Origin of the sequence: Hyunsoonleella pacifica (assembly GCF_004310335.1) — a bacterium.
Taxonomy (GTDB): Bacteria; Bacteroidota; Bacteroidia; order Flavobacteriales; family Flavobacteriaceae; genus Jejuia; species Jejuia pacifica.
Window position 1 is genome coordinate 654512 of the sequence record NZ_SIRS01000002.1, and the last position, 20011, is coordinate 674522.

General features: G+C 32.6%; 16 protein-coding genes, 2 tRNA genes and 1 pseudogene. 6 read left to right on the forward strand and 13 right to left on the reverse strand.

The features are described from left to right. Positions 1 to 281 precede the first annotated feature (281 nt). The 5 genes and pseudogenes from EYD46_RS18160 to EYD46_RS06230 all read right to left on the reverse strand — a co-directional run. Positions 282 to 1332, reverse strand: a pseudogene (locus EYD46_RS18160) (ParB/RepB/Spo0J family partition protein); the annotation flags it as partial. A gap of 158 nt (positions 1333 to 1490) precedes the next feature. Further along, positions 1491 to 1766, reverse strand: a complete 276-nt coding sequence (locus EYD46_RS06215; protein ID WP_130936189.1) for a hypothetical protein — start codon at positions 1764 to 1766, stop codon at positions 1491 to 1493. 210 nt (positions 1767 to 1976) lie between these two features. Further along, a tRNA-Pro gene (locus EYD46_RS06220) sits at positions 1977 to 2051 on the reverse strand. A gap of 72 nt (positions 2052 to 2123) precedes the next feature. Continuing rightward, a tRNA-Ser gene (locus EYD46_RS06225) sits at positions 2124 to 2207 on the reverse strand. Positions 2208 to 2305: 98 nt separating this feature from the next. Continuing rightward, positions 2306 to 4354: an HD family phosphohydrolase gene (locus EYD46_RS06230; protein ID WP_130936190.1), complete on the reverse strand. Its 2049-nt coding sequence runs from the start codon at positions 4352 to 4354 to the stop codon at positions 2306 to 2308. Between the two features lie 127 nt (positions 4355 to 4481). Here EYD46_RS06230 and EYD46_RS06235 point away from each other — a divergent pair, with 127 nt between their 5' ends. The 3 genes from EYD46_RS06235 to EYD46_RS06245 are packed head-to-tail and all read left to right on the forward strand — an operon-like array spanning position 4482 to position 6951. After that, a complete protein-coding gene (locus EYD46_RS06235) occupies positions 4482 to 5660 on the forward strand; it encodes an acetyl-CoA C-acyltransferase (RefSeq protein ID WP_130936191.1) in 1179 nt (392 codons plus the stop codon). 4 nt (positions 5661 to 5664) lie between these two features. Next, positions 5665 to 6414: a C40 family peptidase gene (locus EYD46_RS06240; protein WP_130936192.1), complete on the forward strand. Its 750-nt coding sequence runs from the start codon at positions 5665 to 5667 to the stop codon at positions 6412 to 6414. 24 nt (positions 6415 to 6438) lie between these two features. Beyond that, complete coding sequence (locus tag EYD46_RS06245) at positions 6439 to 6951, forward strand: MepB family protein (RefSeq protein ID WP_229731267.1); 513 nt, start codon at positions 6439 to 6441, stop codon at positions 6949 to 6951. Between the two features lie 55 nt (positions 6952 to 7006). Here the strand turns inward: EYD46_RS06245 and EYD46_RS06250 are convergent, their stop codons facing one another. From EYD46_RS06250 to EYD46_RS06270, 5 genes are all read right to left on the reverse strand, one after another. Next, positions 7007 to 7489, reverse strand: coding sequence for an ABC transporter ATPase (locus EYD46_RS06250; RefSeq protein ID WP_130936193.1), 483 nt, complete (start codon positions 7487 to 7489; stop codon positions 7007 to 7009). A 33-nt stretch (positions 7490 to 7522) separates the two neighbouring features. Further along, positions 7523 to 8308, reverse strand: a complete 786-nt coding sequence (locus tag EYD46_RS06255; protein ID WP_130936194.1) for a (Fe-S)-binding protein — start codon at positions 8306 to 8308, stop codon at positions 7523 to 7525. A gap of 148 nt (positions 8309 to 8456) precedes the next feature. After that, positions 8457 to 9770: a (Fe-S)-binding protein gene (locus tag EYD46_RS06260; protein WP_130936195.1), complete on the reverse strand. Its 1314-nt coding sequence runs from the start codon at positions 9768 to 9770 to the stop codon at positions 8457 to 8459. Positions 9771 to 9772: 2 nt separating this feature from the next. Then, the gene (locus EYD46_RS06265) at positions 9773 to 10711 is read right to left on the reverse strand and encodes an MlaD family protein (protein WP_130936196.1); all 939 of its coding nucleotides are present in this window, start codon (positions 10709 to 10711) and stop codon (positions 9773 to 9775) included. 51 nt (positions 10712 to 10762) lie between these two features. After that, complete coding sequence (locus EYD46_RS06270; RefSeq protein WP_130936197.1) at positions 10763 to 11896, reverse strand: N-acetylmuramoyl-L-alanine amidase family protein; 1134 nt, start codon at positions 11894 to 11896, stop codon at positions 10763 to 10765. A gap of 160 nt (positions 11897 to 12056) precedes the next feature. On the opposite strand from EYD46_RS06270, the gene EYD46_RS06275 reads away from it, so the two are divergent. Both EYD46_RS06275 and EYD46_RS06280 read left to right on the forward strand, forming a co-directional pair. Next, positions 12057 to 14840 carry a putative LPS assembly protein LptD gene (locus EYD46_RS06275; RefSeq protein ID WP_130936198.1) on the forward strand — a complete coding sequence of 928 codons (2784 nt, stop codon included), beginning with the start codon at positions 12057 to 12059 and terminating at the stop codon, positions 14838 to 14840. Positions 14841 to 14879: 39 nt separating this feature from the next. Next, positions 14880 to 15260: a RidA family protein gene (locus EYD46_RS06280; RefSeq protein WP_130936199.1), complete on the forward strand. Its 381-nt coding sequence runs from the start codon at positions 14880 to 14882 to the stop codon at positions 15258 to 15260. Between the two features lie 3 nt (positions 15261 to 15263). On the opposite strand, the gene EYD46_RS06285 is transcribed toward EYD46_RS06280, so the two are convergent. Beyond that, positions 15264 to 16700, reverse strand: coding sequence for a response regulator (locus EYD46_RS06285; RefSeq protein WP_130936200.1), 1437 nt, complete (start codon positions 16698 to 16700; stop codon positions 15264 to 15266). 127 nt (positions 16701 to 16827) lie between these two features. Between EYD46_RS06285 and EYD46_RS06290 the strand changes: the two genes are divergently transcribed. After that, positions 16828 to 17868 (forward strand): GMP reductase, encoded by a 1041-nt coding sequence (locus EYD46_RS06290; protein WP_130936201.1) that lies wholly within the window; start codon positions 16828 to 16830, stop codon positions 17866 to 17868. A 12-nt stretch (positions 17869 to 17880) separates the two neighbouring features. Here the strand turns inward: EYD46_RS06290 and EYD46_RS06295 are convergent, their stop codons facing one another. After that, positions 17881 to 19107, reverse strand: coding sequence for an ATP-binding cassette domain-containing protein (locus EYD46_RS06295; protein ID WP_130936202.1), 1227 nt, complete (start codon positions 19105 to 19107; stop codon positions 17881 to 17883). Positions 19108 to 19132: 25 nt separating this feature from the next. Beyond that, positions 19133 to 19993, reverse strand: a complete 861-nt coding sequence (locus EYD46_RS06300; protein ID WP_130936203.1) for an N-acetylglucosamine kinase — start codon at positions 19991 to 19993, stop codon at positions 19133 to 19135. Between the last annotated feature and the right edge of the window lie 18 nt (positions 19994 to 20011).

Consider the following 20011-nt stretch of genomic DNA (forward strand, 5'->3'; position numbering starts at 1 on the left):
ACTTTAATTTGACAAATATCCTAAAGTTTTTAAATTTACCTTATTAACTCCCAATGTAAAAGCTAGGGAATCCTATTGATTAAAAAGTATTACTAATATCTGTAAAGACTCGCAGAAAATATAATTTTAATTCTTCATTAAAAAATATTTTTAAATTTACGGGGGGGCTTCTTTGAAATATCCCGAAGTTCAAATTGTATTTTTCTATCCTTACCATCTGCAAAAGTTATGAACTCCCCTTGTTTTAATCTAAAAAACACATCAGCTCTTCGTTTTGAAATGTAAAACGTTTCCTTTTTGAAATTCTTCTTGAAGTGCTCAACAGTTTCCTTATCAGTCATCTTGGATGTGTTACCAAATAATTTTGAAAAGTATTTTTAACGAACTACATAATCCAGATTATTTTCATATAAGGTTAATGAAAAAGCCACCATTTCTTCTACCGAAAGTGTTTTCTTTATGTGAATATAATCGGTTTCACGAATCATCTGAACCATATCCTCGAATTGCTTATTGTGCTCAATATGCCACTTACGAGTTTTCCTTTCGTTGATTTTTACAATTTGCTCTTCAGGTGTACACTCTGCCATTGTTCTATTGGCTCTTTTGCGGAATTGTATGCTTCAAATTCTTCCTTGTAATTCAATCGCTTCTTCAAATTCAGCTTGTAGCTAATCTTCAGAATAGTCATAATTTTGGTATTCAACCTTAATTGTTTCTATAGTAGGTTCAATTGGTTCTTTAATGATTTCAACATCATCCAGAAGATATACTTTCAATCCATTTTTTTCTAATTGCGATATAATGAGCTGATTATTTTCGTTATCTGCCTAATACTTTCGAATTTCAGGAATCAACAGCACATTATCTTTCTTCGAAGTCTCAATCAGGTTCAGAAACGACTTATTTTTCTTCGTTTCATAACAAGCTGATTTTGTACAAACCATTTTACCATCTCCAAACAAATTGTCTTGATTTGAGGTATTGAATGGACATTTTGTATAAGTACCTACTTTTGATAACAATTTTTCATCGTTTCCAGCATCATTTGCTGTTCCTCTGGCTCGAAAAGTGCAACACCTACTCCTAATGAAATCGTCATTTCGTCTTTACAGACAAAAACTTTAAAACCTTCAATTAGACCTGCTAACTTCAAGCGTTGTCTTACAAAGTTATCTGTTCTTTCCAACCGTTTCGAAATCTCTGTAGGTAAATATTTTCACTTAGGAACGCAATCGCTTCAGCTTCTTCAGTAGGCTCAACATCTTGTCTTTGTAAATTTTCAATGATTTGAATTTCAAAAACATAATTGTTCTTGTATTCCTTTTTTATAAAACGGTCAAGGTACTTTTCAGTTGCACTATAGTTCTTTACAGTTCCTGGCGCAAGTTTTTCTAATTCGTTCTCTCTATGATATTTTACAAGGTCGTTACAGGTTAAAACCGCCTTATCCTTGCCTAAATAACATGATTTAATTACCTGCGCCGTAATTATCCTACCTTCATTTTAAGTTGTTTGTAGGCTACTTTAATTTTGGAATTTACATCATCAAGAATTTCATTAATATATTTTACACTTTTTGCCCTCCCTCTGGCCTTACTACCTACTGTAGTTGACAAATGATCTTCTAAAACCGCCTCTTTGGTACTTAAATCCACGGGAATACTATCTATCCAGATACGTGCATAGATTGAAATGGTCTCATCTTTTCTAATTGAAGACTTCTTCAACAAAAAATGGATATTGAATGTGTGTGTAATTGTCATTACTTTCGTTTTTAATTAAAAAATTAGTTAAAACGAAAGTCAAATACGGGCTTTGAACTATAAATTCAGGAATTTATTTTCTAAAAAACAGGACGCTAAATAAGACACTAAGCGATATAATCTCAAATGGAAACAAAAAAACCAATAAAAATGTATTTTACTGGTTTTCATTTGTTTACGTATCTAAAATTTTATTTTGATACCCTTTTGTCGGGGTGGCAGGATTCGAACCTGCGACCTCCGCGTCCCAAACGCGGCGCGATAACCGGGCTACGCTACACCCCGGGTTGAGCGTTTTAAAAATGTAAACATTTCTAGTAGAAATCCATACTCAGTAGAATTTCAAAACAACCCTTGCGGAGAGACCGGGATTCGAACCCGGGCAACACTTACGCGTTGACAGATTAGCAATCTGCTCCATTACCACTCTGGCACCTCTCCTATTCTTTTTTAAGAACTTTCGCAACCTAAAATTTCGGATGCAAATGTAAATTAAACATTATAAGAACGCAACTATTTAATTGAATTTTTAATAAAAATTATTCAGGATATTCTATACGCAAATGGTAAATATTTGCAAGCTTGTGTTTTAGCACTTTTTTAATGGCTTGTATTTCCTTAAAAGTAATATTAGCATTTAAAAACTGCTCCTCGTCTATTTGCTTGTTAATAATGTTTTCTACAAATGCATCAATTTTTGTTGATGTTGGATTCTTCAAGCTTTTAGAGGCTGCTTCTACACTATCACACATCATCAAGATGGCTGTTTCTTTACTAAAAGGTTTTGGTCCTGGGTATCTAAATAAGTCTGCATCGATTTCGGCATCAATCTCTTTTGCTTTCCTATAAAAATAATAAACAACACTAGTGCCATGATGTGTTCTAATAAAATCAATAACCCTATCTGGTAATTTATATTTTTTAGCTATTTCAATTCCATTTATTACATGATCTGTTATTATTCTAGCGCTTTCGCTTGGCAATAATTCATCATGCGGATTAATTCCTGTGGATTGATTTTCAGTAAAATAATTAGGATTTACCATTTTACCTATATCATGGTACAAAGCACCTACCCTAACCAACATGGCATTTGCTCCTATTTCGTTAGCTGAAGCTTCGGCCAAATTAGCGACGTTTAGTGAATGATGAAATGTCCCCGGCGATACATTAGATAATTCTTTTAAAAGCTTTGTATTAGTATCTGATAACTCTAAAAGTGATACGTCTGATACTAATCCAAATAGTTTTTCGTAGGCATAGATTAATGGTTGTACAAATAATGTGGCTAGTCCACAAAGAATAAACAATAAAAACGTTGTTAAATCTATAGTTTCTACACTTCCTTCATGAATCACGAAAAACGCAAAATAGGCAATGATGTAAATTAATGTTATTTGTCCAACAGAAATAAACAAATTTGCTCGTTTATATAACTCTGAAACAGTTAATATGGTTACTATACCAGCAAGAATTTGTAAAAACATATACTCATAGCTATTAGGAACTATAGAGCCTAATAATAATACCGTAATAACGTGAGTAAACATACCTAAACGTGCATCAAAAAATGCTTTTAAAACAAGAGGTAGCATACATAAGGGCACTACATATAAATATTCTGAATTATAATTTACTACCATTGTGGTAATAAACACCATTAATAGTATGTTGAAAAAGATAAAAGTAACCTTAGTATTATTCTCAAAAACTTCAACCCTATATTTCCTTAAAAACAGAAGTAACATCAACAATGCTAAAGCAACTAGCAATGTGTATGCAAATAAAATCCAGTTGTAGTTGGCTTCATTCCAAACTTGCGATTCATATTCAGATTGAAGCGATTTTAATTTTTGAAATTTATCGCCTTCAACCACCTCTCCTTTTGAAATAATTAATGTACCACGCTCTACACTACCACGCGTGAAGGATATAGTACTTAATTCATTTTGAAGTGACTTTTCTGTAAATGATTTATTATAGGTAAGGTTTGGCTCAATAATATCAAAAAATAACGATGTGAATTTAGGGATGTAATTATTTAACCCTTTGGCTTCAAGTTTCCTTTCAATAAAAGATTTTACTTTATCCTGTTGAATCAAACTACTATAAACTGTATTTTGTTGCTTTACATTCCCGCTTATAATTTCAACTAATCTGTTTTCCTTAAAAGTATAACTATCAGATAATATTCCAAAAGTGTATAAATCCTCTAAAACACGTTTTCCAGAATCATTTAGTATATTAAGATTAGTAATTGTTAATGAATCAGAAAACACGCTTAAAAACGAAGTTTCGTAATCATGAAGCGCTTTTGTTTTAACGGTTTCATCTAAGTCAAAATATAAAGGAGATTGACTTTCTATAGATTTACGTTCATTGTTAATTTCTTCTTCAGACTTCTTTATGGCAAAATCAAAAGGCGCCAATAAATTTTCAGATTGCCAAGGTTTTCCTTTTTCAAAGTTATACTTAAATTTTCCACTTTTTGGAAATAAATACACTATTAAAAATGTGGTGCATACAAACAATAAAGCTTTATATATTAACGAATGATTTCTATACAGCTTATTTATAAAGTCTTTCATGTAAAGAGGATAATATTGTCAAATGTAATAAATTCTATGGGTTATAGAGAATCTTATAATCCAATTAATCCCTATATTATCAACTAAAAATTGATTATTTTCGCCTTATTAATTTTAAACTAAAATTATGAATTCAGATGTTGTTATAGTATCTGCAGCGAGAACGCCTATTGGTAGTTTTTTGGGTGCTTTATCAACTGTACCTGCCACCAAATTAGGTTCTGTTGCTATTAAAGGTGCTCTAGATTATGCTAATTTAAAGCCAGAAATGATTGATGAAGTATTTATGGGTAATGTAGTGCAGGCAGGAAATGGGCAAGCACCAGCTAGGCAAGCTGCTTTAGGTGCTGGAATTCCTAATACTGTACCTTGTACAACAATAAATAAAGTTTGTGCTTCTGGAATGAAAGCTGTGATGCATGGAGCTCAAGCTATACGTTTAGGAGATGCTGAGATAGTAGTTGCTGGTGGTATGGAAAATATGAGTTTAATTCCGCATTACCTTTATGCAAGAACTGGAACTAAATTTGGACCATCTACTCTAATAGATGGTTTACAACGTGATGGTTTAGTAGATGCTTACAACCAAAATGCAATGGGAGTTTGTGCTGATGCTTGCGCTAACAAATATGAGTTTTCTCGTGAGGATCAAGATACTTATGCTATTACATCATACAAACGATCTGCTGCTGCGTGGGAAGCAGGAAAATTTAAAAATGAAGTAGTCCCTGTAGAAGTACCACAGCGCAGAGGCGAACCTATAGTTGTTGATACAGACGAAGAATTTACAAAAGTAAAATTAGATAAAATACCTAGCTTACGACCTGCTTTTACTAAAGATGGCACCGTTACCGCTGCGAACTCCTCTACCATTAACGACGGCGCTGGTGCTGTGATTTTAATGCGTAAAACAAAAGCAGAAGCCTTAGGGTTAAAAGTTTTAGCTACTATTAGAAGTTACGCTGATGCTGCACACGAGCCTGAATGGTTTACAACTGCACCTGCAAAGGCATTACCTAAAGCATTAGCGAAAGCTGGTATCACGCAAGACGATGTAGATTATTTTGAATTTAATGAGGCATTTTCAGTTGTAGCGTTGGCTAACATGAAAATTTTAGGACTATCTAATGATAAAGTGAATGTTAATGGTGGAGCAGTATCATTAGGGCATCCTTTAGGTTGTTCTGGTGTTAGAATTTTAATTACTTTACTAAACGTTTTAGAACAAAACAACGCCAAAGTTGGTGCTGCTGCTATTTGTAATGGCGGTGGAGGTGCTTCTGCTATGGTAATTGAACGCAATTAAACGAATGCAATACGGAATTTGTAATTTAAGTATCGTTCCTTTACGATTTGAAGCATCTGATAAAAGTGAATTAGTTTCTCAGGTATTGTATGGCGAATGGTTTAAAGTACTTGAAAAACGGAAAAACTGGAGTAAAATCCGATTGGCTTATGATAAGTACGAAGGTTGGATTGATAACAAACAATACCAACATATTGAAGTTGATGACTACAATAGTTTAAACTCAGAACCTTTAAAGCTCTCTATGGATTTAGTGGAGTTTATTGAAGATGAACATCAGCAGATTTATCCAATTCAATTGGGCTCTACTCTAAATGGTTTACCTTTATTAAAACATGCTTTTGATGGTAACACTTCTACTGGTGTTATAGATAAAAAGAACATTATACAAACCGCTTTTCTGTACTTAAACAGTCCTTATTTATGGGGTGGTAAAACACCTTTTGGTATTGATTGTTCTGGTTTTACACAAATGGTTTATAAGCTAAATGGCTATAAGCTATTAAGAGATGCTTCACAACAGGCTACACAAGGTGAAGCTTTAAGCTTTATAGAAGAAAGTGAGTCTGGCGATTTAGCATTTTTTGATAATGCTGATGGTACGATTATACATGTAGGCATTATTATGAAAGATAATTACATTATACACGCCCATGGTAAAGTGAGAATAGATAGATTGGATCATTCTGGCATATACAATGTAGATACAAACACGCATACTCATAAGTTGCGTGTGATTAAAAAGGTAATTTGATATTTTTAAAAGGAAATGATATAATTGAATACACTAGAATCAATAGATCACAATCTTAAACAAATTAAGACCGAAATTTATGATAAATGCGCTCTTAAAATTTCGGATTTCCAAACTGAATTAGAAGGTAAAGCTTATCAAGCTTGTCAATTTAAATTAAATGGACGAAGTATTATAAGTAGAAATGCTAAAATGACACCAAAAAAAATTGGACAGTTCGTTACATTTTGGAAACGAAATAAAAATGGTGTGATTGAACCGTTTAATGAAAAAGACCAAATTGATTTCTACATTGTCAATGTAAGAGCAGAGAATAGATTTGGACAATTTGTTTTCCCAAAATCTGTGCTGATAAATAAAAGTATCATTACAACACAGAAAAAAGATGGAAAGAGAGGGTTTAGAGTGTATCCGAAATGGGACATAACTAAAAGTAAACAAGCGCAGCAAACTCAAAAATGGCAATTGAATTACTTTTATGAAATTAACAATACCACCAATTTAGAAGAAGTTGTTGAATTGTATGATAATTTATAAAAAGCAGACTTTTTCCAAGTGAAAATTCTAATAACAAACTGGAATTACTTAATCCCTATAAAAACCTAGAATGCCAACTCTCACTAGCTGGTACTTCCCAATTGTCTTTAAATTCAGCAATATTACTAACCAAATTATTAAACACAATAGTGTTTTTTGAAATTGCACGTTGTTTAGCCATTTTCTTAAAATCGGCTAATGGCTTGTAGGCAATAAATTCGCCTTGCTTGTAGGACACATTCATTTTGTCCATTAAATCAACCTTATAGTCCTTTTCTAATTGCTGAATAAAATGCACAGAAGCATCGATAGAACATCCAGTTGCGCTATTTAAGTTTTGATTTAAACCTATTACTATAAATCGTTTATATTTAAACAGATAACCTGATTGAAGATCGCTGCCATGCGCCGTCCAGTTCTCTATAAAAATATTTAATTTATCTTCTATCTCATTAATCTCATCTGGTGTAAATGAACGGTTGGCTTGGTATATCCACACTCTAGATTCTTCTGGTAATGTATTAAAATCTACTAACATTTTGTTGATTTAGGTTGTTGCAATAAATTAAAACTAAAAAGAATTCGCAATTAACTCAGCTACATCTAATACTTCAATATCTGCTTCTTTCTCTTTTGCTTTTACGCCATCAGTCATCATAGTATTGCAATATGGACAACCCGTAGCTATAATATTAGGATTGGTTTCTAAGGCATCTTCGGTTCTTAAAACATTGATGTCTTTATCTCCTTTTTCTGGTTCTTTAAACATTTGTGCCCCTCCTGCTCCACAGCATAAAGCTGTATTTTTGTGACGTTTCATTTCTACTAAATTGGCTTTAGTATTTTGTAGCACGTCTCTTGGTGCATTATACTCATTATTGGCACGTCCCAAATAGCAGGGATCATGAAACGTAATGCGTTTACCTTTATAAGTGTCTCCTGATACTTTTAATCTTCCAGAGGCAATTAGTTCTTTTATATATTGCGTGTGGTGATACACCACATAATTACCACCTAAACTTGGATATTCATTTTTAATACAATTGTATGAATGCGGATCGCAGGTTACTATTTTTTTAATGTCGTAACCATTTAGCAACTCGATATTCATAACGGCTTGCATTTGAAATAAAAACTCGTTTCCTGCACGTTTTGCTATATCTCCTGTACTACTTTCTTCTTGTCCTAACACAGCAAAATCTACATTTGCAGCATTTAGAATTTTAACAAAAGCCTTAGTTATTTTTTTAGCACGATCATCATAACTTCCTGCTGAACCTACCCAAAATAATATTTCAGGTTGCTTACCTTCAGTCATGAATTCTGCCATTGTTTTTACTTTGAGTGTTTCGCTCATAGTGTTTGTTTTTAAGCTATAAATAAATTTATAAATGCCTTTTTATTTTGACGACGGATTTGCGTTAGGGATTGAGGCATTTGTTGAAGCTCCTCGCAGAGAGCGACTGCCGAAAGCCCGACCGCGCCTTAGCGTGGTAACGCCCTAATTATTCATCTTTCCAATTTAGGCGATCCATTTGGTTGTATGGCCAAGGTGCACCATTATTCTCTATATTAGACATCATATTATTTAATTCGGTTGGTGCTGCACTTTGCTCCATAACCAAATAGCGTCTCATATCCAGAATAATCGATAATGGATTTATACTTACTGGACACTCTTCTACACATGCATTACATGTTGTACATGCCCATAACTCTTCAGTAGTAATATAATCTCCTAGTAATTGCTTACCATCGTCTTTAAACGCGCCTTGGTTTGCATCAATATTTTTCCCTACTTCTTCTAATCTATCACGGGTATCCATCATTATTTTACGTGGTGATAATTTTTTCCCTGTTAAATTTGCAGGACATGCTGATGTGCAACGCCCACATTCTGTACAGGTGTAAGCATTTAGTAACTGAATTCTATTTAGATCCATCACATCACTAGCTCCAAATTTAGCAGGAACTTCCTCTTGAGCACCTTCTGCTGGAGCTGCGTACGGGTCTGCATCTGGATCCATCATCAATTTTACTTCGTTAGTAACAGCCTCCAGGTTATTTAATTCTCCTTTTGGTTTTATACTTCCGTAGAATACATTTGGAAATGCTAATAAGATATGCAGATGCTTAGAAAAATAAAGGTAATTAAGAAATACTAAAATCCCCAATATATGTAACCACCATGCACCTCTTTCTATAAGATGTAGTGTGGTTTCTGGTAAACTAGAAAACCAAGGTGAGATGTGTTGACTTACAACATTTCCTGAGTTTAATGCCTGGAAATCTAGATCTGTAGCATTCATGACCAAAAATAAGGTCATCAACACTATTTCAAAATATAGAATAAAGTTACCATCATTTTTAGGCCAACTGGTCATTTCACTTTTCCAAAAGCGCGCTAGTTTTAAAACGTTTCGTCGTATCCAGAATATAATTACTGATAGTAAAACTAAACATGCCAAAACTTCAAAAGTTCCTATTAAAAAACCGTAAACTGATTCTGGTAATACTTTTAAGCCTATACGGTGTGTGCCAAATAAACCGTCTATTATAATTTCTAGTACTTCAACATTAATAATTATAAAGCCTATATAAACGATTAAGTGCAAAATACCAGATACGGGACGACGTACCATCTTACTTTGTCCTAATGCTATATTTACAACATTTTTCCAGCGTTGCGATTTGTTATCTGACGCATCAACATCATGACCAAGTTTGATGTTTCTAATAAGTTTTTTTACATTTTTTGAAAAGTAGCCAATACCTAATACTAAGGCAATAGCAAATAGAATATTGGGTAAATAGGTCATGCTTAGTTAGTTTCTTCTTTATATGGTATCTCCTTTTTGGATAGGATTCTGAAATAACGTTTAGGGTGTAATTTCACATCACGTAATAATTCCTCTAGCTCTTTTGAAGCGCCTTTCATATTATTATATAGTGCTTCATCTTTAAGCAATTTCCCCATAGAGCCTTCTCCTTTTTCGAAATCGGTTAAAATAGCATCTACGTTTTTTAAAGTTGACTCTAAGTTATTAACTGTTTGCGCAATATTGGTACTAGCAATAGAGTCTGATACTTTGACTAAGTTTGAAGATACAGTTTCAAAATTGCTTAGTGATTTATTTAACTTACTATCTTCTCTTGAAATTAATGTGTTCAAAGATTTTGATGTGGTTTTAAACTCACTCATTAACTGATCCAACCCAGCAATACTACTTCTTAGATTAGATTTTGTATTAGCATCAAAAACTTCATTAAGGTTTATCAAAAGCGCATCTGCTTCAGACATCATCTTTTCTATCTTCTCTTGCAAAGGTGTTAATCTTTGATTTACCAGTTCACTAAGTCCTGCTTTTACGCCTCCAATAAGTTTATCACCATCTTTAGCATTTTCAGCCCCATCAAAAGCTGGAACTATTGCAATAGCCTTACCTCCTATTAAGCCTGTTTCGTATAATTCTGCGCGACTATTTTTAGAAAACTCAAATTCACTATTTACTACAAGTTTAACTTTCAATTTCCCAGAGCCATCTCCTTTAAAATCTATATCCATAACTTTACCAACAGAGAGCCCATTAATAGTTACTGGTGTAGAGGCAACTAAACCTTCAACATTTTCGTATTCTGCATAAAATGTTCTGGAAGAATCAAGTAGATTTTTTCCCTTTAAGTAATTAAACCCAAAAATGAATAGTATAATTCCAGACAATACAAGAATGCCTGTTTTTACTTCTTTTGATATTTTCAAAATTTGCTTTCTTTTAAAAACAAATTTAAAATAAATTTAGATAGAAACTTATTAATTTGAAGCTGTTTTTAGCACATCTGCTAACGAAACCCTATTTCCGTTCTTGAAGGCGACTACAAAACTACTAGCATAACCTTTTGCTTTTGCTTCTTTTACTAAAGACTTCGCCTTGTTATAATCTGAAGTGTTGCCGTAAAAATATTTATACAAACTCCCTTGACTAATTCGAGAAATATTTTTTAATCCTTTAAAGTTATAAGATTTGGGTTCTAAGGCTCTTGAACTCGCTGCTATTTGAACTTTAAAATTAACACCTTCTATAATTCTTTGTTCAAGATGTTCACTAGATGATTTTTGAGAATCATCATTTTTAGCTGCAACAGATTTTAACTTATTTTGAAATATACTATTTACATACTTTTCTATGGCATTAAATAATGACTTGGTCATTACCTGTTTTCCTTTTTTAGAATTTAAATAATCTTCTTCTTTTTTATTAGTTAAAAACCCTAATTCCACAAGTACACTAGGCATATAAGTGTATGCCAAAACATATAAACCTGCTTGTTTAACCCCTCTACTTTTTCGCTTACCAGTAACTTTAAACTCCGTTTCTATATAATTTGCTAACTCTATACTATGATCTAGATAATCTTCTTGAGCTAAAATTAAACTTATTAAGGATTCTGGCGAGTTAGGGTTAAAATCTTTATATGTTTCCTCATAGTTATCTTCTAGGAAAATCACTGAATTTTCGCGTTTTGCAACTTCAAGATTTGCTGCGTTTTTGTGAAGTCCCAAAACAAACGTTTCTGAACCATACGCAGAACCTTTACCTCCTGGTTGCGCATTACAATGTATTGATATAAACAAATCTGCCTTCTCATCATTAGCAAAAACAGCACGTTTATTCAAAGTAGGATAGGTATCTTTTGTTCTGGTATATAACACTTTTACATTGGGCATGTGCTTTTTAATGAGCTTTCCCAAAGCTAAAGTTACATCAAGAGCTATATCTTTCTCTGCTGTTTTATACCTCTTAGTACCCGGAGTTCCAGAATCTTTACCCCCGTGTCCAGCATCCAAAACAACAACAAACTTATCATTAGATTGTGCATTATTAGGCAAGCTAAATGTTAATACTATTATAAAACATACGAAATGTAATATGATGTTCGTTTTCATGTGGTAATTGTTAAATTTTGAATATATAATTCAATTTTACCTAAAAAGGTTCAGTTTTTGATTACATAATGGTTTATCATTAGGACTTTATAATTTGGTTTATTTCAAATGAAAATTTTCTAATGAAATATAAATTAAACCCAGAAAAATATATGTAATTTTGGCATTTCAAAAACCGAGCCATACTTTTACAAAAATACATTTAAAAGCGTTGCGTACAAACCAATTTAAAATACTTTTTGCATTGAGTTTTACAGTGTTTATCAACACTTTTAGCTTCGCCCAAGATATCCCGAAAAAGGAAAAATCTATTGAAGCAGTCCCTCAAAAAAAACAAGATACTGTTGTAAAATCTCTTGATAGTATTATAAAACCTGAAGTTTCTAAGACACTTCAAGACTCTACAGTTACAGACTCCATCAAACCAAAAAAGAAAGAGTTTTTAGAAAATATTGTTATCTATAAGGCACAGGATTACACCTCTATGAATCAGAGAAAGCAAAAATTATATCTCTACAATGAAGCAGAGATTACTTATGGAGATTTAAATATTAAAGCTGGAGATATTACCATAGATTATACCAAGGATGAAGTTACTGCTAAAGGAATTGTAGATTCTACAGGAACATATACCCAAGCTCCTGTTTTTGATCAAGGTGGTAATATTGTAAAACCAGACTCAATAATATTTAATACAAAATCTCAAAAAGCACTTATTTATAATAGTATTACTGAACAAGGTGAAGGTACTGTTATAGCTAAGGTTACCAAAAAAGAAAATGATTCTGTATATTTTATAAAAGATGCCAAATATACTACGGCAGAAGATTTGGAGGATCCTGAGTACTACATTTTACTAAAAAGAGCTAAAATTGTTCCCAAGAAAAAAATTGTTACTGGGCCAGCGCAGATGTATTTTTACGATGTTCCAACTCCAATATGGATGCCATTTAGTTTCTTTCCACAAAGACCTGCAAATACTGCTGCTTCAGGAGTGTTAATTCCAACATTTGGAGAACAAAACGAGAGAGGTTATTTTTTACAAAATGGAGGATATTATTTTGCTATTAGTCCTCATGTAGATCTGGCACTTATGGGAGATTACTATACTAATGGGAGTTATGGTGTTAGAGGAGAGAGTACTTATGCTTTACGCTATAAGTTTAGTGGTAATTTTGGTTTTAGATACGAAAACTTAATAACCAGTGAACGTGGATTCCCCGATTACTCTAAAACCACTGTATACAATCTCAGGTGGTCGCACAGTCAGGATGCTAAGGCAAGTCCAAACTCACGATTTTCTGCTTCTGTAAACCTAGGTAGTAGTACCTTTTTTAGAGCATCTTTGAATCAAGCTACTACAGGCGCATTTTTAAATAATACCTTGGCTTCATCAGTTTCTTATTCTAAAACATTTCAAGGAGAGCCTCAGATAGATTTTAGTGTAACAGCAACACACTCACAAAATACACAAACACAACAAATAAATATGACGCTCCCAACTTTTCAGGCTAACATGGGGCGTGTATTTCCTTTTGCTCCTAAAGCAGGAACTAAGAAGGGAATGATTCAAAACATCAACTTTCAATATAATGTTCGAGGGGAAAACCGAATTCAAACTACTGATTCTTTATTCTTCAAAAAAGAGATGTTTGATGATGCTAAAGCAGGTTTTCAGCATTCTGTTCCCTTAAGTACAAATTTCAAATTATTTAAGCATTTTAGTGTAAGTGCTAGTAGTAGTTTTAATGAGGTATGGACATTTAATACCATTGATAGGCGTTTTGATTTTGATACTAGAGAAACTATTACGGATACTATAAAGGGGTTTGATTCTTACAGAACTTACAATTTTAGTACTAGTATTGGTACTACAATTTATGGAATGTTCAATTTTGAAAAAAAGGGAGAAGATAAAAAGTTAAAAGCTATACGACATGTAATGCGCCCAGCAATTAGCTATAATATTAATCCTGCTTTTGACAGATATTACGATAGTTATGAAACTGAAGTTATAACAGCCGATGGTGTTACTAGAGACGATGTTGAATTTACACGTTTTGAGCAAAGTTTATTTGGTGTTCCAAATAGGCGATTTTCCAGCTCAATGGGGATATCTCTATCCAATAATTTTGAAGCCAAGGTAAGAGATAAAGATTCTACTAAAACTGAGCCCAAAAAGATAATACTCTTAAATAACTTTAATTTATCTACTGCTTATAATTTTGCCGGAGACTCTTTACAGTGGAGTCCTGTAAGAATAAATGGTGGTACACAATTATTTGATAAAAAATTAAGTGTAAACTTTAGTGCAACACTAGATCCTTATGCTCTAGATAACAACAACAGAAGAATAAACACCTTTAATATAGATAATGGCGGTAGTTTGTTTAGGCTTACAAGCGCTAATATGAATATGAGTTATTCTATCTCTAGTAAAGGCGGTGATAAAAAAGATGATAATGCCAGAGATGCTAGTGTAGAAGAAAACATTAGGAATGGAGGAAGAGCAGATGATTTATTTGGGCGTTCAGAAGATTTTACGAGTAAACGTTTTGACGCTAATGCCAAAAAAGACGAGGATAAAGAGGATGATAAATTTTACAATTTTAAAGTACCTTGGAGTTTAAGGTTAGCGTACGCTGTAAATTATTCCAATCAAAGACGAAATAATGAGATAGCATCACACTCTTTAATGTTCTCAGGAGATATTGAGTTATCCCCAAAATGGTCTGTTGGAGGCTCTTCTGGATACGATTTTAAGGACCATGGATTCACATTTACCCAATTACGCTTTGAGCGGGATTTGCTTAGTTGGCGAATGAATTTTAGTTGGGTGCCCTTTAGTTCAAGAAGTTCATGGAATTTCTTTATAGGTATAAAGTCTAATATTCTTAAAGACCTTAAATACGAACAAAGAAGACAACCAGATCAAACATTATAAGTTTTACTTTTGCTGGTGTTTTAATTTTATACTATTCAAATGAAAAAAATAATCACAACGGATAAAGCTCCAGCTCCATTAGGTCCATATAATCAAGCCATACTGAGTGGAAATACACTATATCTATCTGGACAAATTGCTATAAACCCCGAAACTGGGCGTTTAGTTTTAAGCGATATTACATCTGAAACTATGCAGATTATGCAAAACCTGAAAGCTGTTTTAGCAGCTGCGGGTTATACATTTGAAGATGTTGTAAAATCTTCAATATTTATAGTTAACATGGATGATTTTAGTTTAATTAATGATGTATATGGTAGCTTTTTTAATGATGAAATCGCACCAGCGAGGGAAACAGTGCAGGTAGCTAGGTTACCTAAAAATGTGAATGTAGAAATAAGTATGATTGCAGAAAAATAAAAACTAAGACACCTGTTCTTCCTTTTTTAAAGCATATTTTTTTAAGACACTACTCAGCCTCTTATTATCTATAGGTTTTGCCAAAAACTCATCAACTCCGGCAGCCTTTGCCTTTTCAATATCTTCTTCAAAAGCACTAGCCGATACGGCTACAATTGGGATATTATTTTTTGAGTACTTATCAGAGTTTTTTATAATTCTTGTAGCTTCATAACCATTAATTTTAGGCATATAAATATCCATAAAAATCATATCAAAATTAATTACTTTATACAGATTTACAGCGTCTAAACCATTGCTTACAAATGTACATTCTGCACCATGCTGTTCTAATAAAAATTTAATTACTTTTTGATTCATTTTGCTATCCTCAGCAACCAAAACACTAAACCTATAATCATATTTATTTAATAAAATTGGAATGTCTTTAGGTGGCTCTTCAATCACATTAAGTGTTTTTTGTAATTGCAAACTAAAATAAAATGTAGATCCTTCGTTCTCCTTACTTTCAAACTTTAGTTCTCCTCCCATTAACTCTATAAGCTTTTTACTTACAGTTAACCCAGTTCCTGAGCCTTTATAGTGTTGTATAGTTCTAGACAAGCTTTTCTCTTCAATACTTTTTAAAGTCTCCTTTTGTTCAAAATAACTCATACCTATACCTGTATCCTTTACATAAAATGAAACTACTTGTAGGTTATCATAAGTAACTTTATGGTCAATAGTAACTTCTATTTTCCCATTATTTGTAAACTTAATAGCGTTGTTAATTAAATTGATAAGTACTTGTTGAATTTTAGCAAAATCACCTAGTAATAAAAAATCCTGTTTTTTATCAATCAAGAATTTATAGCTGAAATCCAAATTATTTTCCCAAGCTTGATATTCAAATATTTTAAATAGTTTAATAAAGTCTGATTTCAAGCGAATGGGTACTTGTTCTATTTTTAAATCTGTATTGAGATCTTTGGAATTATTTAAAACCATATTGATTAGCTGTAGTAAGTGTTCTGAAGAATACTCAGCAATCTCAAGTTGAGCCTGTTGATCGGAATCCAAATTAGTGTTTTTTAACATACGAATCATCCCCAAAATTGTACTCAAAGGAATACGGATTTCATGACTCATATTCTCTAAATAGATAGATTTATGTTCAGAACTCTCTGTTGCTAATTCTAATTCATCTACTAATTCGTCAATTCTATTATTCAAATAGGACTCAACAACCTCATTGCCTACTTGAGTTCTCAATACATACAAAAAACCACAAGTAACCACTACTAGAATCATCAATACTAATAAGGCAAACGTTGAAAAATAATCAGCACTATATGAAGAGTGACTTCCAATAAAAAATAGAACTCCTAAACTTATCAGACCTAAGATAAAACCAAAAGTCCATAGTCTGAAACCTTGCTTGGATTTGGGATGAAATTTCATTAAAGCTAAAATAGCATTAAAGATAAGAAACAATATCGATTTATTTATGTTATAAAAATATATTTTCGTTTAAGTGATTTAAAATCGTAAAAGCCTTAATTTTGGATGCTATTAAAATGAGTATCTCATGCGAATTGAATATGATATTAAATTAGGGTTTAAGGATGTTATGATTCGTCCAAAGCGCTCAACACTTAAAAGCCGAAAAGAGGTAAACCTTGAAAGGGAATTTAAGTTTTTACATAGTTCATTAACTTGGTCTGGAATTCCAATTATTGCTGCCAATATGGATACTGTTGGCACTTTTAAAATGGCAAATGAGTTATCTAAAGCTAAGCTATTTACCACCATACATAAACACTATACTACAGGTGAATGGAGTACGTTTTTAAATACTTCCCCTAAAGGTATTGAAAACCATATTGCAGTAAGTACTGGTATAGGTAAGCAGGATGCCATACGCCTTTCTGAAAATATTAAAGCAAATCCCCAATTACAATTTATTTGTATTGATGTTGCTAATGGGTATTCTGAGCATTTTACTGATTTTGTAAAACAAACAAGAGATGATTACCCAGAAAAAGTAATTATTGCTGGTAATGTTGTTACAGGAGAAATGGTAGAAGAGTTGTTACTTTCTGGTGCAGATATTATAAAAGTAGGTATAGGTCCGGGATCGGTTTGTACAACAAGAGTTAAAACTGGTGTTGGCTATCCTCAACTATCTGCTATTATTGAATGTGCTGATGCTGCCCATGGTTTAGGAGGTCAAATAATTAGTGATGGTGGATGTACAACCCCTGGTGATGTAGCTAAAGCGTTTGGAGCTGGTGCTGACTTTGTAATGTTAGGTGGTATGTTTGCGGGACATGATGAAAGCGGTGGCAGTATAATTGAACGTAATGGTAAACAGTACAGAAAGTTCTACGGTATGAGTTCTGCTACTGCAATGGACAAACATTCTGGAGGTGTAGCTGATTATAGAGCTAGTGAAGGTAAAACGGTTGAAGTGCCTTACCGAGGTAAAGTCGCTGATACTATAAAAGATATTTTAGGTGGCTTACGCAGTACTTGTACTTATGTTGGTGCTTCTAGATTGAAGGAACTAACCAAACGCACAACTTTTATTAGGGTTGCTGAGCAAGAAAATAAAGTATATACAACTTGATATATTTAGCTGTTATTTAGCCTTTGAAATTCTTCCTACAGAACCTGTATTATTAGGGATTAGTTCATATATAAAATCTGGATTAATATAGGCTTCTTTACGGTGTGATACATAGATAATAGAGGTGCTACTTTCTTTTGCAATTTTATTAACTAATTCTGAAAAAATTTGTGCATCATTATCATCTAAACCATTAGTTGGTTCATCTAAAATTAATAATGGAGGATGTTTTACCATTGCTCTTGCAATTAATACTAACCTTTTGTGTCCATTTGATAAGAAATGAAAACTCTTATCTTTAATGGGTGTCATATTAAGCAAGTCTACCCATTCTCTAGCGATTTTAACTTGTACATCTGTTGGGTATTTATAGAGACCAATAGAGTCTAAAAAACCTGAAATTATCATGCTTTCAATGGAATCTTTTCGTTTAAACCCTCTTAGCATTTCAGAAGAATAGTATCCTATATGCTTTTTTATATCCCAAACAGTTTCCCCACTCCCCTTTTTCATTCCAAATAAGGTCATATCCTGCATATATCCTTTTGGATTATCTCCAGAAATTAAAGACAGAATGGTACTTTTACCTGAACCGTTAGGACCAATAAGTTGCCAAAATTCATTTGGTTTTACTTCCCAAGACACGTTATTTAAGATTGGCCTGTTACCATAACTCAAGTTTAAATTGCGTAGTGAAATGATAGGTGTTATATATTCAAACTCATTCTTATAGGCTTGGGGTAAATCTTTTATGAAATAATTTGTACTGCTATTTGTTTCTTTTGTTGAATATGGTCTTATGGCGTTATTTTTAATTGTATAGACTTTATCTGCAAAAGTTAAAATATCACGCTTACGTGTAGTAATTTGAATGATTTGAGTTGTGTTACTTACTTCTGCAAGCATCTTACTAACTTGTGCCTGAGTCTTAATATCTAAGCAATCAAATACATTATCAAGAATTAGATAATCTGAAGTGTTATCTGATAAAATATGATTTAATAATGCTTTTTTTCGCTCACCATCTGAAGAGTTTTTAAGACTGTTTTGGGTTAGCGTTGATACTTGATAGTTTTCGTGACGCGTTTCTTCCTCAATAAATCTGTTTACTGTTATTTCAGAAAAAATGTCACCTTTTTGAGATGCCAATTCCGGAAAAATAAATCCTGAAGTTATTCTTTTTATAAGTGCTTTTTTATCATCTCTATTAGAGATATAAATTGCGGTATGTTCTAACACAAGACGTTCTACTAATTAGAAAATATTATAAATCTTTAGTATGAAATGGTACTAAACCATCGATTGGTCTTCTCTCAAAATTACCAACTTTAAACCCCATTTCCTCAGCAACTTCTTTAATTTCTTTTTGTGCAAAAAACGCAATGGAACCTGCAAAATGCACAGGAACTGTTTGTAGTTCCTTTTCATATTGAAAAATCATGTTTCTGGCAAACTCTCTTATACCATCTTTTATTAGTTTAATAGTGTATTCTGAGTCTTTATGCAAAAACATAAACTCAGCAAAACTAGCCAAATAAGCATTTGGACTTGGTTGTTTATATAAATTGTATTTTATAAAATCTGCATCCATATTGTATTTAGCACCAAAAGCTATTTTTACATTTTCTGGCATGTGATTATAATAATAATCTTTAATTAATTGTTTACCATAATAATTACCAGAAGCATCATCCATTAAAGTATAACCTAAAGATGTAACACGTTGGTGTAATACTTCTCCATCATAATAACTACAGTTAGAACCTGTACCCATAATACAAACAACAGCAGCTTCTTTAGGGTGATTAATAGTAGCATAAACAGCTGCTAAGGTATCTTCATTTACTTCTACATGGGCATTAGTAAATATTCCCGTTAAAACATTGGTTAACAACTCTCTTGCATTTTCAGTACCACAGCCGGCTCCATAGAAAAACACATGAGTTACCTGTTCTTTATTTTCTTTTAACTCTTTACTCTTTAAAATTGTTTTGTGAAGTTTTTTTTCACTCAAAATAGCAGGATTAAGCCCTTTAGTACGAACTTTTTCCATTAATTTATTTCCTTCGTTGTCTACTGCTAACCAATCTGACTTCGTAGAACCACTATCAACAATTAAAATCATAAGTATGGGAATAAAAAA

What these genes read in the sequence shown, in the direction of transcription:
- EYD46_RS06215 (WP_130936189.1), bottom strand. Translation starts at nt 1,766, where the DNA reads ATGACAATTACACACACATTCAATATCCATTTTTTGTTGAAGAAGTCT.
- EYD46_RS06230 (WP_130936190.1), bottom strand. Translation starts at nt 4,354, where the DNA reads ATGAAAGACTTTATAAATAAGCTGTATAGAAATCATTCGTTAATATAT.
- EYD46_RS06235 (WP_130936191.1), top strand. Translation starts at nt 4,482, where the DNA reads ATGAATTCAGATGTTGTTATAGTATCTGCAGCGAGAACGCCTATTGGT.
- EYD46_RS06240 (WP_130936192.1), top strand. Translation starts at nt 5,665, where the DNA reads ATGCAATACGGAATTTGTAATTTAAGTATCGTTCCTTTACGATTTGAA.
- EYD46_RS06250 (WP_130936193.1), bottom strand. Translation starts at nt 7,489, where the DNA reads ATGTTAGTAGATTTTAATACATTACCAGAAGAATCTAGAGTGTGGATA.
- EYD46_RS06255 (WP_130936194.1), bottom strand. Translation starts at nt 8,308, where the DNA reads ATGAGCGAAACACTCAAAGTAAAAACAATGGCAGAATTCATGACTGAA.
- EYD46_RS06260 (WP_130936195.1), bottom strand. Translation starts at nt 9,770, where the DNA reads ATGACCTATTTACCCAATATTCTATTTGCTATTGCCTTAGTATTAGGT.
- EYD46_RS06270 (WP_130936197.1), bottom strand. Translation starts at nt 11,896, where the DNA reads ATGAAAACGAACATCATATTACATTTCGTATGTTTTATAATAGTATTA.
- EYD46_RS06280 (WP_130936199.1), top strand. Translation starts at nt 14,880, where the DNA reads ATGAAAAAAATAATCACAACGGATAAAGCTCCAGCTCCATTAGGTCCA.
- EYD46_RS06285 (WP_130936200.1), bottom strand. Translation starts at nt 16,700, where the DNA reads ATGAAATTTCATCCCAAATCCAAGCAAGGTTTCAGACTATGGACTTTT.
- EYD46_RS06290 (WP_130936201.1), top strand. Translation starts at nt 16,828, where the DNA reads ATGCGAATTGAATATGATATTAAATTAGGGTTTAAGGATGTTATGATT.
- EYD46_RS06300 (WP_130936203.1), bottom strand. Translation starts at nt 19,993, where the DNA reads ATGATTTTAATTGTTGATAGTGGTTCTACGAAGTCAGATTGGTTAGCA.